Annotated in this window: 12 protein-coding genes; 8 read left to right on the plus strand and 4 right to left on the minus strand. The window is 58.0% G+C overall.

The genetic code is table 11. The annotated features are described in order from the left end of the window. Nucleotides 1-194 precede the first annotated feature (194 nt). From guaB to tadA, 3 genes are all read left to right on the plus strand, one after another. Nucleotides 195-1,664 carry an IMP dehydrogenase gene (guaB, locus tag MRS74_RS19380; RefSeq protein WP_254581928.1) on the plus strand — a complete coding sequence of 490 codons (1,470 nt, stop codon included), beginning with the start codon at nt 195-197 and terminating at the stop codon, nt 1,662-1,664. 98 nt (nt 1,665-1,762) lie between these two features. Beyond that, nucleotides 1,763-3,343 carry a glutamine-hydrolyzing GMP synthase gene (gene guaA, locus MRS74_RS19385; RefSeq protein ID WP_254581929.1) on the plus strand — a complete coding sequence of 527 codons (1,581 nt, stop codon included), beginning with the start codon at nt 1,763-1,765 and terminating at the stop codon, nt 3,341-3,343. 263 nt (nt 3,344-3,606) lie between these two features. After that, on the plus strand, nt 3,607-4,128 hold the full coding sequence (gene tadA, locus MRS74_RS19390) for a tRNA adenosine(34) deaminase TadA (RefSeq protein ID WP_254581930.1): 522 nt from the start codon (nt 3,607-3,609) through the stop codon (nt 4,126-4,128). 53 nt (nt 4,129-4,181) lie between these two features. On the opposite strand, the gene mltF is transcribed toward tadA, so the two are convergent. Further along, on the minus strand, nt 4,182-5,645 hold the full coding sequence (gene mltF, locus MRS74_RS19395; RefSeq protein WP_254581931.1) for a membrane-bound lytic murein transglycosylase MltF: 1,464 nt from the start codon (nt 5,643-5,645) through the stop codon (nt 4,182-4,184). Between the two features lie 108 nt (nt 5,646-5,753). On the opposite strand from mltF, the gene purL reads away from it, so the two are divergent. Next, nucleotides 5,754-9,656 (plus strand): phosphoribosylformylglycinamidine synthase, encoded by a 3,903-nt coding sequence (gene purL / locus MRS74_RS19400; RefSeq protein ID WP_254581932.1) that lies wholly within the window; start codon nt 5,754-5,756, stop codon nt 9,654-9,656. A 412-nt stretch (nt 9,657-10,068) separates the two neighbouring features. Here the strand turns inward: purL and MRS74_RS19405 are convergent, their stop codons facing one another. The 3 genes from MRS74_RS19405 to MRS74_RS19415 form a co-directional block, all read right to left on the minus strand. Then, nucleotides 10,069-10,686 (minus strand): OmpA family protein, encoded by a 618-nt coding sequence (locus MRS74_RS19405; protein WP_254581933.1) that lies wholly within the window; start codon nt 10,684-10,686, stop codon nt 10,069-10,071. A gap of 192 nt (nt 10,687-10,878) precedes the next feature. Beyond that, nucleotides 10,879-11,178: a YciI family protein gene (locus MRS74_RS19410; RefSeq protein WP_067298822.1), complete on the minus strand. Its 300-nt coding sequence runs from the start codon at nt 11,176-11,178 to the stop codon at nt 10,879-10,881. Nucleotides 11,179-11,208: 30 nt separating this feature from the next. Beyond that, nucleotides 11,209-11,751 (minus strand): septation protein A, encoded by a 543-nt coding sequence (locus tag MRS74_RS19415; protein ID WP_254581934.1) that lies wholly within the window; start codon nt 11,749-11,751, stop codon nt 11,209-11,211. 69 nt (nt 11,752-11,820) lie between these two features. Between MRS74_RS19415 and MRS74_RS19420 the strand changes: the two genes are divergently transcribed. The 4 genes from MRS74_RS19420 to rluB all read left to right on the plus strand — a co-directional run bounded on the left by MRS74_RS19420 (nt 11,821) and on the right by rluB (nt 14,823). Then, a complete protein-coding gene (locus tag MRS74_RS19420; protein ID WP_254581935.1) occupies nt 11,821-12,657 on the plus strand; it encodes a PHP domain-containing protein in 837 nt (278 codons plus the stop codon). Between the two features lie 57 nt (nt 12,658-12,714). Continuing rightward, nucleotides 12,715-13,335, plus strand: coding sequence for an L-threonylcarbamoyladenylate synthase (locus tag MRS74_RS19425; protein ID WP_254581936.1), 621 nt, complete (start codon nt 12,715-12,717; stop codon nt 13,333-13,335). Between the two features lie 166 nt (nt 13,336-13,501). Continuing rightward, complete coding sequence (locus MRS74_RS19430) at nt 13,502-13,897, plus strand: H-NS histone family protein (protein WP_438362348.1); 396 nt, start codon at nt 13,502-13,504, stop codon at nt 13,895-13,897. Nucleotides 13,898-13,971: 74 nt separating this feature from the next. Continuing rightward, entirely contained in the window at nt 13,972-14,823 is an 852-nt protein-coding gene (gene rluB / locus MRS74_RS19435; RefSeq protein ID WP_254581938.1) for a 23S rRNA pseudouridine(2605) synthase RluB, read from the plus strand. The last annotated feature ends 138 nt before the right edge of the window (nt 14,824-14,961 follow it).

The following is a 14,961-nucleotide window of genomic DNA, read 5'->3' on the forward strand; positions in this document are numbered from 1 at the left end:
GCATTCGCACCAGGATAAGCGGTTGTCGGTTGTGTCTATGTTAGCCTGTGCACAGTGGCGGCCGGAGATAGCCGCCGGGCTCTAATTCAGGCTGGTCAGAGGTTAATCGTTTTTGTACTTTTGCCGGTGATCTCTGTATACTTGCGCGTTTCATTTTTTACGCTCCTTTCATGCTACTTAATGGGCTGCTGATAATGTTACGAATCGTTGAAGAAGCGCTCACTTTTGATGACGTTCTCCTGATGCCTGGTTATTCCGAGGTGCTGCCCAAGGATGTGTCCCTCAAGACCCGTCTGAGCAAGGGTATCGAGCTGAATATCCCGCTGGCGTCCGCGGCGATGGATACCGTGACCGAGGCGCGCCTGGCGATCACCATGGCGCAGGAAGGCGGCATCGGCATCATCCACAAGAACCTGACCATCGAGCAGCAGGCCGACGAAGTGCGTCGGGTCAAGAAGTTCGAGGCCGGCATCGTCAATAACCCGGTCACCTGCAGCTCCGACATGACGGTGGGCGAGCTGCGTGCGCTGTCCGAGCGTCTGACCTACTCCGGCTTCCCGGTGGTGGATGATGGCGAGCTGGTGGGTATCGTGACCAGTCGCGATGTGCGTTTCGAGCAGTATCTGGATGAGAAAGTCTCCACCATCATGACGCCCAAAGAGCGTCTGGTGACAGTTAAGGAAGGCGCGGATCCGGACAAGGTACGCAACCTGCTGCGCAAGCACCGCATTGAGCGCATCCTGGTGGTTGATGATGCCTTCAAGCTGCGTGGCATGATGACCGTCAAGGACATGTACAAGGCCAAGGCCTATCCCAATGCCGCCAAGGATTCCCAGGGTCGGCTGATTGTGGGGGCTGCGGTGGGTACCGGTGCCGATACGCCTGATCGCGTGGCCGCACTGGTAGAAGCGGGCGTCGATGTAATCATTGTGGATACCGCCCATGGTCACTCCAAGGGCGTGATCGATCGCGTTGCCTGGGTCAAGCAGACCTACCCGCAGGTTCAGGTGGTCGGCGGCAATATCGCCACCGCTGAAGCGGCTATCGCTCTGGCCGATGCCGGTGCTGATGGCGTCAAGGTGGGTATTGGTCCTGGCTCCATCTGCACCACCCGTATCGTCTCCGGTATCGGTGTGCCGCAGATTACTGCGGTGGCCAACGTGGCGGCGGTCATGAAGGAGCGGGGCGTACCGGTCATTGCCGATGGCGGCATCCGCTTCTCGGGCGATCTGGCCAAGGCTGTCGCCGCTGGCGCCTCCTGCATCATGGTCGGCTCCATGCTGGCCGGTACCGATGAAGCACCGGGCGAAGTGGAACTGTTCCAGGGGCGGGCGTTCAAGTCTTACCGTGGCATGGGTTCACTCGGCGCCATGGCGCAGAGCTCAGGCTCGTCGGACCGCTACTTCCAGGATGCCTCTGAAGGCGTCGAGAAGCTGGTGCCCGAAGGTATTGAAGGCCGCGTGCCCTGCAAGGGTCCTGTTGCCGGCGTGATTCATCAACTGATGGGTGGCCTGCGCTCGTCCATGGGCTATACCGGCAGCGCCAACATTGATGTCATGCGTACGGTGCCGCAGTTTGTGCGCATCACCAGTGCGGGCATGAATGAAAGCCATGTACATGATGTAAGCATCACCAAGGAAGCACCGAACTACCGCGTCGGCTAAGCCTTGTAACATCTCCGATAAATGGGGTGGCAACTGACCGCTCCATTTTTTTTTTGCTAGCGCATTAGTTGCCCGGCAACCGGTGGAGACACTGTCGAATGACACAAGATATTCATGCACAACGCATCCTGATTCTGGATTTTGGTTCCCAGTACACCCAGCTGATTGCGCGCAGGGTTCGCGAAATCGGTGTGTACAGCGAAATTCATCCCTGGGATATGGACGAAGCGGCCATCCGCGAGTTTGCCCCCGTGGGCATTATTCTCGCCGGCGGTCCGGAATCGGTCACCGAGTATGATTCGCCCCGTGCGCCCCAGGCCGTGTTTGACCTGGGTATTCCGGTGCTGGGCATCTGCTACGGCATGCAGACCATGGCCGAGCAGCTGGGCGGCAAGGTTGAAAACTCCGACAAGCGCGAATTCGGCTATGCCAAGGTACGCCTTGCCGCCAGCCCGAGTCGTCTGCTCGAAGGTATCGAGGATCATCTGGCCAACAACGGCTCGCTGATTCTGGATGTCTGGATGAGCCACGGTGACAAGGTCACCGAGCTGCCGGAAGGTTTTGCGATTATCGCATCCACCGATTCTGCGCCGGTTGCGGCCATGTGCGATCCGAAGCGCAAGCTCTATGGCGTGCAGTTCCACCCCGAGGTGACACACACCAAGCAGGGTGGCCGTATCCTCGAGCGCTTCGTGCGTGAAATCTGTAGCACCGATGGTCTCTGGACGGCGGCGAACATCGTCAGCGATCTGATCGCCAAGGTGCGTGCCCAGGTCGGCGGTCAGAAGGTTCTGCTGGGATTGTCCGGTGGCGTGGATTCGTCTGTCGTGGCGGCACTGCTGCACCAGGCCATTGGCGATCAGCTGACCTGCGTGTTTGTCGATAACGGCCTGCTGCGCAAGAACGAAGGCGATCATGTCATGGACATGTTTGCCCAGAACATGGGTGTGCGCGTGGTTCGCGCCAATGCCGAAGAAAAGTTCCTGTCCCGTCTGCTGGGTGAAAATGACCCGGAGAAAAAGCGCAAGCTGATCGGCAACACCTTTATCGAAGTATTCGATGAAGAAGCCACCACGCTGAAGGACGTTAACTTCCTGGCGCAGGGCACTATTTATCCGGACGTGATCGAGTCCGCGGCCTCCAAGACTGGCAAGGCGCACGTGATCAAGTCGCACCACAACGTGGGCGGCCTGCCGGACGACATGCAGTTTGAACTGGTGGAGCCGCTGCGCGAACTCTTCAAGGACGAAGTGCGCAAGATCGGTCTGGAGCTGGGTCTGCCCTACGACATGGTCTACCGTCACCCCTTCCCGGGTCCGGGTCTGGGTGTGCGTATCCTGGGTGAAGTCAAAAAGGAATACGCCGACATCCTGCGTGAGGCGGATGCCATCTTTATCGAAGAGCTGCACAACTCCGGCTGGTACCACAAGACCAGCCAGGCCTTTGCGGTTTTCCTGCCGGTGAAGTCCGTGGGTGTGGTGGGTGACGGTCGCCGTTACGAATACGTCATCGCGCTGCGCGCCGTGGAAACCATCGATTTCATGACCGCACGCTGGGCGCACCTGCCCTACGAGCTGCTGGAAACCGTATCGAGCCGCGTGATCAACGAGATCCCGCAGGTTTCCCGCGTGACCTATGATGTGTCGAGCAAGCCGCCGGCCACCATCGAGTGGGAATGATCGCTAGCAGACTATTGGACTTAACACTGATCTACTGCGGAAAAGCCGAGTGTGGTTATTTTTCGTTCTCTTTATTGTTAAATAGAACCACTATTTGCCTCAAAAGAGCTCAAAAACTAACTCAAATCGGTCTTTCCCTCGCTACGATCGGCCAAGCCCGACAGACTGCAAACTAAGTGATTCAAAAGCCCGCTACTGCGGGCTTTTTTATGTACGGTATGCCGCGAGCGCAGTGATGCGCAGGAGCGGCGACAGGAGAGGGCATGGTTGACAAGCAGCAACAGCTTGACGAGCGCTGGATGGATGAGGCGCTGCTGATGGCCATGCAGGCCGATGCGCTGGATGAGGTGCCGGTCGGTGCCGTGGTGGTGCTGGATGGCGAGATTATCGGGCGCGGCTGGAACAGGCCCATCAGCGGTCATGATCCCACTGCCCATGCCGAGATCATGGCGCTGCGCGAGGCGGCGGCGGCGATCGGCAATTACCGCCTGGTGGGGGCGGATCTGTATGTCACTATAGAACCGTGCACCATGTGTGCCGGCGCCATAGTGCACGGGCGTATCCGTCGGCTGGTCTTTGGCGCCACTGAGCCCAAGTCCGGCGCTGTGGTCAGCAACGGCCAGTTGCTGCAGCAGGCCTGGCTGAATCACGGCGTTGCGGTGGAGGGCGGTATAAGGGCGGAAGAGTGCAGCGCCTGCATCAGCGACTTTTTTCGACGCCGCCGGGAGCACAAGCGGGCGCTGAAACTGGCTCACAATTCGGCGCCTGATGCGACGCAGGACTAAGCGCTCGACATCAGGGGGCCGGTAGCGTCGAGCTGTTTTTCCCTTGTTGGGTATCAGAGGGTCGGCGGCAGGGTTTCCAGCAGGCTCTCGCTCGGGCTGGGTTCCGAGGGGGCGGTGTCACGATTCTGGCGTATGCGGTCCAGCTGTTTTTCCCAGCGTAGCAGGTCGATGTACTTCTGGATGTTGTTGACGTAAAGCACCGGCTCGTAGCCGCGGGCGTACCCCAGGCGTACGGTGCTGTAGTACTGTTCCTTGGTCAGCAGGGGCAGGTGCTTGGCGACATCCTCCCATTTGTCGGGGTTCTTGCCGGCGCGCTGGGTCAGGATGCGGGCGTCTTCCAGGTGGCCGAAGCCGACGTTATAGCCGGCCAGGGCCATCCAGGTGTGGTCGGGTTCCGGGATGCGTTCCGGGATCTGGTTCTTCACGCTGATAAGATAGTGGGCGCCGCCGATGATGCTCTGGATCGGGTCGGTGCGGTCTGCAACACCCACTTCCGATGCCGCGGCATTGGTCAGCATCATGATGCCTTTTACGCCGGTGGGTGAGACCGCCGCCGGATTCCAGTGTGACTCCTGATAGGCCACCGAGGCGAGCAGGGTCCAGTCGATATCGGTTTCCTGTTCGGCGATGTAAAAGTACTGCTCATACTCCGGCAGGCGCTCGCGCAGGTCTTTCTTGAAGGTCACGGTATCGAAATAATTGAGGGCATTGCTGCGCTCGAAGTATTTTTCCTGCAGCTGGCGAATGAGGGTGCGGGTTTCCTCCTTGGCAAAGAAGCGGTTCAGCGCCTCGAGCATGGAGCCGTCCTGCAGTTTGGGCAGCATCCAGGCGACGGGCTGGGGCTGCTCCAGTGCGAAAGCTTTTTCGAGGCCGGGGAAGAAGGAGTACTGGCCATCGAAGCGGATGCTGTCGGCAATGGTGTAGTCGATCTCCTCGTTGTGCACCTGTTCCAGCAGGTCGTTGACGCTGAGCGCGTCGGTTTCTTCCCAGCTCAGTTCCGCAAAGTCCTGCTGGTATTGGCGCAGCAGCTCGCTGTGACTGGAATTGGCGACCACGCGGATTTTCTTGCCAATCAGGTCCTTGATTGAGGTGGGGGCGGGTTTGCCCTGGGTGACGCGATAGATCAGGTTGGCGGCGCTTTCCATGTAGGCTGGTGCGAAGCTGAAGTCCTGCAGGCGTTCGGGGGTGATGGTCAGGCCGGCGGCGGCGAGGTGGGCGCTGCGTTCACGAACCTGGCGCAGCAGGTCGGAAAAGGTGTCCGGGATCTGCAGTTCCAGTCGCACGCCAATCTCTTTGGCGAAGGCCTGGGCGAGCTCGTATTCGAAGCCGGACGGTTCGCCCTTGTCGAGAAAATAGTCGCTGGGGGTGTTGCGGGTCGCCAGGCGCAACAGGCCGCGTTCCTGAATAACTTCCAGTCGGGTCTGGCTGTTATAGCTCACAAGTGCCGGAAAACTCAGCAATACAAGCAGGCTGAGCAGGATTAGGGCATCTTTGCGACGATGAAGGTTTAGCAACATAGTTCGGGCTTTTCTGGTATCCGTAGGGCTGTTTCGGTAAAATTCAGGGCCTGTTTTTTCTGTAATCCCTGTCCGTTCAGGCATACATTCAAGAGGCTCGAAAACGACATGCTCGTACTGCGTGGAGCGCCCGCTCTTTCTGCATTCCGTCACGAAAAGCTGCTGTCAGCCCTGCAATCCAAAGTTGCAGTGGTTACGGCGCTCTACGGCGAGTTCATTCACTTTGCCGACCTCAAGCAGGACCTGGCGCAGAGCCAGCGTAATGTACTGGATCGTATCCTGCGTTACGGCCCCAAAGCCGAAGCCGGTGAGCCGCAGGGCGAACTGGTGCTGGTGGTTCCCCGTCCCGGCACCATTTCACCCTGGTCCTCCAAGGCAACCGATATTGCCCGCAACTGCGGCCTGGCCGACGTTAAGCGCCTCGAGCGTGGTGTGGCGTACTATATTCAGTCATCCAAGGCCCTGGATCAAGCCGATCGTGCGCTGATTCGTGCAGAGCTGTATGACCGCATGGTCGAAGCCGTACTGGGCTCGCTGGACGAGGCCGCACAGCTATTTGTGGAAGACGTGCCGCAGCCGCTGAGTCGCGTTGATGTGCTGGGCGGTGGGCGTGATGCCCTGGTTCAGGCCAATACGGCTCTGGGTCTGGCGCTCGCCGACGACGAGATCGATTACCTGGTCGACAGCTTCAAGGGGCTGGATCGCAATCCGACCGATGTTGAGCTGATGATGTTTGCCCAGGCCAACTCCGAGCATTGCCGTCACAAGATCTTCAATGCCTCCTGGGATATAGACGGTGAAGAGCAGGATCGCTCCTTGTTTGCGATGATCCGCAACACCCACGAACTGGGTGGTGAAGGCGTGCTGTCGGCATACAAGGATAACGCTGCCGTTATCGTTGGTAGCCGCGCCGGACGCTTCTATCCGGATGCTGAAAGCCGAGAGTATGGCGCCAATCAGGAAGATATCCATATCCTGATCAAGGTCGAGACGCACAACCACCCGACCGCCATTGCGCCCCATCCGGGTGCGGCAACGGGCTCCGGTGGCGAGATTCGCGACGAAGGTGCGACCGGTCGTGGCGGCAAACCGAAGGCGGGTTTGACCGGTTTCAGTGTCTCCGATCTGAATATTCCGGGTTTTGTGCAGCCCTGGGAATCCCGGTACGGCAAGCCGGACCGCATTGTCTCGGCGCTGGATATCATGCTCGAAGGCCCCATAGGTGGCGCGGCCTTCAACAACGAGTTCGGTCGCCCGGCGCTGACCGGCTACTTCCGTACCTTTGAGCAGCGCGTCAACGGCGCCGCGGGTGAGGAGGTGCGTGGTTACCACAAGCCCATCATGCTGGCGGGAGGTCTGGGTAATATCCGTGCGGACCATGTCGAAAAAGGCGAGATCCAGACCGGCGCCAGGCTGGTGTGCCTCGGCGGGCCGGCCATGCAGATCGGTCTGGGCGGCGGGGCTGCATCGTCCATGTCCTCTGGCACCTCCTCCGAAGATCTGGATTTTGCATCGGTACAGCGCGGCAACCCCGAGCTGGAGCGTCGCTGCCAGGAAGTCATCGACCAGTGCTGGCAGCTGGGTGAAAGCAACCCCATCGCCTTTATTCATGACGTTGGTGCCGGCGGCTTGTCCAATGCCTTCCCCGAGCTGGTAAAGGACGGCGGTCGCGGTGGTGACTTCGGGCTGCGCAATATCAACAGTGATGAGCCTGGCATGACGCCGCTGGCCATCTGGTGCAACGAGGCGCAGGAGCGTTATGTGCTGGCGGTGCAGCCGCAAGACATGGCGCGCTTCGAGGCCATCTGCGCCCGTGAGCGCTGCCCCTATGCGATTGTCGGTGAGGCAACCGAAGAACATCATCTGACGCTCGGCGATACGCATTTTGACAACAAGCCGGTGGATCTGCCGATGAGCGTGCTGTTCGGCAAGCCGCCGAAGATGCACCGCAGTGTGCAGCGCAGCAGCTACGAAGTGGCGGAGTTCTCAACCGGCGATATCGTGCTGGGTGACGCGGTTGAGCGCGTGCTGCGCCTGCCGGCGGTGGGCTCGAAATCCTTCCTGATCACTATTGGCGACCGCTCGATTACCGGCCAGGTTGCCCGTGACCAGATGGTCGGCCCCTGGCAGGTGCCGGTGGCGGACTGTGCCGTGACCACTTCGGCTTACGATACCTATGCCGGTGAAGCCATGGCGCTGGGCGAGCGCACGCCGCTGGCGCTGGTGGATGGCCCTGCGTCCGGTCGCATGGCGATCGGCGAAACCCTGACCAACCTGGCGGCGGCCCGCATTGGTGCCATCGGCGAAGTGCGCCTGTCGGCCAACTGGATGTGTGCAGCCGGTCATCCGGGTGAAGACGAAAAGCTGTACGACACCGTGCGTGCCGTAGGTATGGAGCTCTGCCCGCAGCTGGGCATTACCGTACCGGTGGGCAAGGACTCCATGTCCATGCGTACGGTATGGGATGACAATGGCGAGCAGAAGAGCGTCACGGCGCCGCTGTCGCTGATTATCTCCGGTTTTGCACCTGTGCTGGATGCGCGCAAAACCCTGACGCCGCAGTTACGTACCGACAAGGGCGAAACTGACCTGATCCTGCTGGATCTGGGCAACGGCCAGAACCGCCTTGGGCTGTCTGCACTGGCGCAGGTGTATAACCAGGTCGGTCAGTCGGTACCGGATGTGGATGATGCCGATCAGCTGGCGGCGTTCTTTGCGGCCATTCAGGAGCTGAACGAACAGGGTTTGCTGCTGGCGTACCATGACCGTTCTGATGGTGGTCTGCTTGCCACCGTGGTCGAAATGGCTTTTGCGGGTCACACGGGTGTGGATCTGCATCTTGATCTGCTGGCGGCAGATGCAACCGAGATCGCGGCGGCGCTTTTTGCTGAAGAGCTCGGTGCCGTGGTTCAGGTCTCCAGGGCCGATACCGAAACCGTGCTGACGGAGCTTAATGCTGCGGGCCTGGGCGATATTGCCAAGGTCATAGGTTCGCTGAACGATGACGATCAGCTGTGCATCCACTTCGATGACGAAGAAGTGTACAGCGCTGCGCGTATCGAGCTGCAGCGTGTCTGGTCTGAAACCTCCTACCGCATTCAGGCGCTGCGGGACAACTCTGAATGTGCCCAGCAGGAATTCGATTCTCTGCTGGATGCGGCGGATCCGGGTCTGCATGCCGAGCTGAGCTTTGATCAGAATGAAGATGTGGCTGCGCCTTTCATCAATACCGGTGTGCGTCCGCGCATTGCGGTCCTGCGTGAGCAGGGTGTCAACGGTCAGGTGGAAATGGCAGCTGCCTTTGATCGGGCCGGGTTTGCGGCGGTGGATGTACACATGAGTGACATCATTTCCGGGCGTCGTTCGCTGGAGGAGTTCAAGGGCCTGGTAGCCTGCGGCGGCTTCTCCTACGGTGACGTACTGGGCGCCGGTGAAGGCTGGGCCAAGTCGATACTGTTCAACGCTGTCGCACGCGAGCAGTTCGAAGCCTACTTCAATCGCACCGATACCTTTGCGCTGGGTATCTGTAACGGCTGTCAGATGCTGTCCAACCTGCATGAGCTGATTCCGGGCGCCGGACTCTGGCCGCACTTCGTGCGCAACATGTCCGAGCAGTTCGAAGCCCGTGTCGCCATGGTGGAGGTGCAGCAGAGTGCATCCATCCTGCTGCAGGGGATGCAGGGCTCGCGCATGCCGATCGCCATTGCCCACGGCGAAGGCCGTGCGGAATTCCGTGACGAGGCGCACCTGATCGGTTTGCAGGGTGCCGGAGACATCGCGCTGCGCTATGTGGATAACTATGGCCGCGTGACCGAACAGTATCCGGCCAACCCGAACGGCTCCCCGGCCGGTATCGGTGGTGTGACCACGGCGGATGGTCGTGTCACCATCATGATGCCGCATCCGGAACGTGTGTTCAGGGCGGTGCAAAACTCCTGGGCGCCGGATGCCTGGGAAGAAGACGGCGCCTGGATGCGCATGTTCCGCAATGCCCGCGTCTGGGTTGGTTGATAGGCGCACTTGCTCAAAATGAAAACGGCAGCCCTCGGGCTGCCGTTTTTTGTACAGGGACGTACTTATCCTGCGGGCGCATGGATGCGCAAGAGCAGGGTTTGTACAGGGACGTACTTTATTGTTATTTGCTCCTGCAATAACAATAGTCCCGCCATCCCTGGCGGTCTGCTGAAATGTGCTCCTGCAATTTCAGTATTCCCGCCATCCCTGGCGGTCTTCTGCAATGTGCTCCTGCTATTTCAGTATTCCCGCCATCCCTGGCGGTCTTCTGCAATGTGCTCCTGCTATTTCAGTATTCCCGCCATCCCTGGCGGTCATCCTGCGGGCGCATGGGGTCTGCAGCTGCGAGCTGGAATAACAGGCACAAAAAAAGCCGGCAGATGCCGGCTTTTTTACAGCTTAAGAAAGATTACATGTTGTCTTTCTTGTCGCCGGAGATCTGCACATCTACACGACGGTCTGCACGCAGGCAGGCAATCAGGGCAGCGCCGCGGCCGGAGCAGCTGGCGACAGGTGCGGATTCACCCAGGGAGCTGACGCTGATCTTGCTACCATCAACGCCGGCAGCACGCAGCTCGGAAGCAACGGCTTCTGCGCGACGCTGGCCCAGACGCTGGTTGTAATCGGCGTTGCCGATGAAGTCAGCGTTACCTACCAGATCTACGTTGTCCAGCTTGGACATAGAGCCGATGTAGTTGACGATGGCGCTGATGTCTTCTTCAACCTTGGCGCTGTCGAAGTCGAAGAACAGGCTGAATTTCTTGTCAGCGCTGACCATCATCGGCTGGGCCGGAGCCGGAGCCGGAGCGGGTTCTTCGGCTTGAGCCATGGCCTGGTAGCCGTCGCAGCCTTCAACTGTGGCATCGGCTTCGGTCCAGAAGCCAGTGTGCCAGCATTCGCCGAAGCTGTTGCGCCAGATAGTGGCGGAAGAGTCTTCAACGTAGCCTTGGTTGGTGGGGTGCGCCTGGGCGACGGCAGACAGAGTCATAGCCAGAGCGACACCGGCGGAGAGGGCAAACTTTTTCATAGTAAGATTTCCTTGTGCCTGTTGTGGGTGGTTAGTCTATAAAAATAGCCCAAATTCTCTCCCACGGTTCCTGAATGATGGTTGAATGTAACCGTCAACGTCCGTGGTGGCCAGGGGTACTTTTCACAGCTGTAGACAGCTGCCGGTTACGGTATAGCTAATCGGCAACATACTAACATACAGATTGTGTATTTATGGTAAAACTTTTTTGTAAGGTTTTACTGTAACGCGTGCGTATACGCCTGCCTTTATATAGGGGTCTTCGTTGGCCCAGGCCTGTGCTGCTTCCAGTGAACTGAATTGTGCAATAACCAGGCTACCAGTAAAACCTGCCGGGCCCGGGTCTTCGCTGTCAATTGCCGGGTGTGGCCCGGCTACGAGCAGAAGTCCTTCATTCTTAAGCTGTTCGAGGCGGGCAAGGTGCTCGGGCCGCGCCTGCAGTCGTCGCTCCAGGCTATCGGGTTTATCCTCGGCCATGATTGCGTAAAACATGTTACCGGTACTCCTCTTTTTTTGTATGCGTTATTTTGGGGCGTCGCTCTGGATATGCCGGGACATGTAGAGTCCCTGGGCCAGGATAAATACAAAGGTGAGCCCAAGCATACCGAACAGTTTGAAGTTTACCCAGGCTTCTTCGCTCAGCGAGTAAGCCACTGCAAGGTTAACAATACCCATGCTGATGAAGAATATAACCCAGGCAATGTTGAGGTTGCGCCACGCCTGTGCTGGCAGAGCTATATTGGCATCCATGAGTCGCTGCACGACCGTTTTTTTGCCGATAAACTGGCTGCCCAGAAATACGGCCCCAAAGAGCCAGTTAACGACGGTGGGCTTCCACTGAATAAATGTCTTGTCCTGAAAAATGACGGTGGCCCCGCCCATTAGCACCACCAGTACCAGGGTGACCAGTTGCATCTTCTCGATGCGGTGTGTGCGAATCCAGGTATAGAGCATCTGCAGCATGGTGGCCGGGATCAGCACGGCCGTGGCCAGGATGATGTCACCGCTGGTCTTGTAGACGGCAAAGAAGATGATGATGGGCAAAAAATCGAGTAAAAGTTTCATGGGCTTGATGTCTACTGTGTGGAGCCCCAGTATAAAGGCCCGTTCATGACTTATAAACCGGACCCTGTAATGGTATTACCAAAATATGATCTGCATTGCCACACGACGGCGTCAGACGGCATGCTGAGCCCTGTCGAACTCGTGGCCAGGGCGGCGGATCAGGGGGTTGAGGTGCTGGCGATCACTGACCACGACAGTGTTGCTGCCCTGCACCAGGCCTCGGCTGCGGCGAAGGCGGCCAATATGCGGCTATTGCCGGGGGTGGAGCTTACGGCGTGCTGGGGTTCTAGGGTCGTGCATCTGGTGGGTCTTGGTTTTGATCCGGCGGCGCCATCGCTGCAGCGTTACCTTGAGGGTCTGACGGAGCTGCGGAGGGATCGGGCGCAGCGTATCGCAAAGAAGCTGATTGGTCGAAAGCTGCCGGATTTGCTGCCGGCGGTGCTGGAGCTGGCGGGGGACGGTCAGGTGGGGCGGCCGCATTTTGCCATGGCCCTGGTGGCCGCGGGTGTTTGTGAAACCGAGCAGCAGGCGTTTAAAAACTATCTGGGCACAGGCAAGGTGGGAGATGTGCAGATGGCCTGGCCGGCCATGTCGGTGGCACTGGATCTGCTGCACGGTATCGGTGGTGTGGGTATATTGGCGCATCCAACCAAATATCGCCTGACCTTTACCCGGCTGCGGTCTCTGCTGACGGATTTTATTGCCGCCGGTGGTGATGGTGTTGAGGTGAGTTATTCAGGCATAAAGCCGGAGCATCAACGGGAATTGCAAAAGATTGCCCGCAAAATGGATCTTATGGTATCAGCCGGCAGCGATTTTCATCAGCCAGGCAAGCCCTGGGTGGAGCTTGGGCGCTTTCAGCCGCCGGATACCGAGTGCCGCCATGTATTATCCTCTCTTCTTTAGTACTCTGCGCTGGGCTACACTGCGCCTTGAGAGGGAATCAGGACAGGCAGGCTAATCGTGAGTCAATTTTTTCAGATACATCAGGAAAATCCCCAAAAACGTCTGGTTCAGCAGGCTGCCGAGATAATCAGGCAGGGTGGGGTTGTCGTCTATCCCACGGATTGTGCCTATGCTCTGGGCTGTCATCTGGGGGACAAGTCGGCGATGGAGCGCATTCAGCGTATTCGCAAGCTCGATGATAAGCATAATTTTACTCTGGTGTGTCAGGATCTGAGTGAAATCAGTACCTACGCCAAGATGGATAATCAATGTTATCGCCTTATTAAGGCGCATACGCCGGGGGCTTACACCTTTATCCTGAATGCCACCAGCGAAGTCCCGCGTCGGCTGATGCACCCGAAGCGCCGCACTATTGGTATCCGCATTCCCAATAATCCAATTGCGCTGGCGCTGATGGAGGCTCTTGGCGAGCCTATTATGAGCACGTCTCTGATTTTGCCGGGGGACGCTGAGCCGCTGGCGGATCCTTATGATATCCGTGATCTGCTGCAGAACAGTGTCGATCTGGTTATCGATGGCGGTTATTGCGGCGTGGAGGCCACGACCGTTGTTAATCTGGTGGAAGGTGTGCCGGAGATCATTCGCCAGGGCGCGGGGCCAATCGATACTCTTGCCTGAGGCGGTTTTGCTGCGCTGCGGCATTTACTTTCGGGTTTTTGGCGCAGCGGTGTTTCAGGGCGGATAAATGAGATGCTGCTTTAATTAAGGCTGCTTTGCTTGAATTTAATAGTTTTAGAACGATAATTGCCTTATCCATTTTCTCTAATTTGCGAGCGTCCGGCCCATGTCTGATTTTGTGAAAGTGCTCACCCGCAAAAATTCACTGCGCAAGCAGTGTCAGGATATGTCTGTTTCCGATGTCGAAAAGGTGCTGACAGATCTGAATGAAATACTTGAGGAGCGCCATGCTGAAGAAGCCCAGGCCCAGGCTGCCGAACAGCAGCGGATGAAAAAGATTGCCGAGATTCGCAAGCGCATGGATGATGCGGGTATCGGGCTGGATGACTTGAAGGCGATCAAGGCCTCTGAGGGTCCCAAGCGCAAGGTTGAGGCAAAATATCGCATAAAGGACGCAGCTGGTGCAGTGCACGAGTGGTCGGGGCGTGGTCGTACACCGGTGGTGTTTAATGAGTACTTTGAAAAGCACGGTGTCACCAAGGAAGATACCCTTATCAAATAGGTTACGTGCTATTATCTGTCGAAGCTCTCCACGGCAATCATGGGGAGCTTTTTTGGTTTTAAAGGAAGCGTCAAATGTCAGATGAAAAACTGCAAAAAGTACTGGCGCGCTCCGGATTGGGCTCACGTCGTGAGATGGAGCGTTGGATTGATGAGGGTCGTTTCACCATTGATGGTGTAACGGCAACTCTCGGCGATCGTATTGGGCCTAAGGCTCAGGTTTTGATGAATGGCCGCGAGGTCAAGCTGGTGTTCGAGCGCGAAAGCCAGCGTCGGGTGCTGATTTATAACAAGCCTCTGGGTGAGATATCGACACGTCACGACCCTGAAGGCCGCAAGACTGTATTCAGTCATCTGCCGCCGCTGAGTCAGGGGCGCTGGATCGCCATTGGTCGACTGGACATTAACACCAGCGGCCTGCTGTTGTTTACCACGGACGGCGAGCTGGCCAATGCGATGATGCATCCATCCGCCCAGATCGACCGTGAGTACGCGGTACGTGTGCTGGGTACTGTTGATGAGGCTATGTTGACCCGCCTGAAAGAGGGTGTGCTGCTGGAAGATGGCATGGCGCGTTTTACCGACGTGCAGTTCTTTGATGGAGAGGGCGCCAACAAGTGGTACCACTGTGTGGTGATGGAAGGCCGCAACCGTGAAGTACGTCGCCTGTGGGAATCCCAAGGCATTCAGGTTAGCCGTCTGAAACGCGTGCGTTACGGGCCGCTATTCCTGCCCAGCGATGTGCCTGTGGGTACGTGGAAGGAACTGACGCCCAAGGAAATTACCAATCTCGGCAAGATGTTGAGTCTGAAAGAGAAGCGGCCGGTGAAGCTTGATACCAAGGAGAAGGAAGTGCTGGAACGCCGTTACAAGCGTCAGCGCAGCCGCCGTGAGGTGGGTGGTCGCCGCAAGCCTTCGGGTGAATAAGTGACCTGAGTGCCCGGTGCGATCCGTTGCGGATCGCACCGTTGGTTAGATATCTGCAGTTTCTGCTTTATTTCCGGCCTGGGTTCCCCGAGCGGCCACCCTCCCTTGGCGTTGAAAATCGCTTCAAATCCTGTGCAA

The organism is Marinobacterium sedimentorum (assembly GCF_024267675.1).
Classification (GTDB): domain Bacteria; phylum Pseudomonadota; class Gammaproteobacteria; order Pseudomonadales; family Balneatricaceae; genus Marinobacterium_A; species Marinobacterium_A sedimentorum.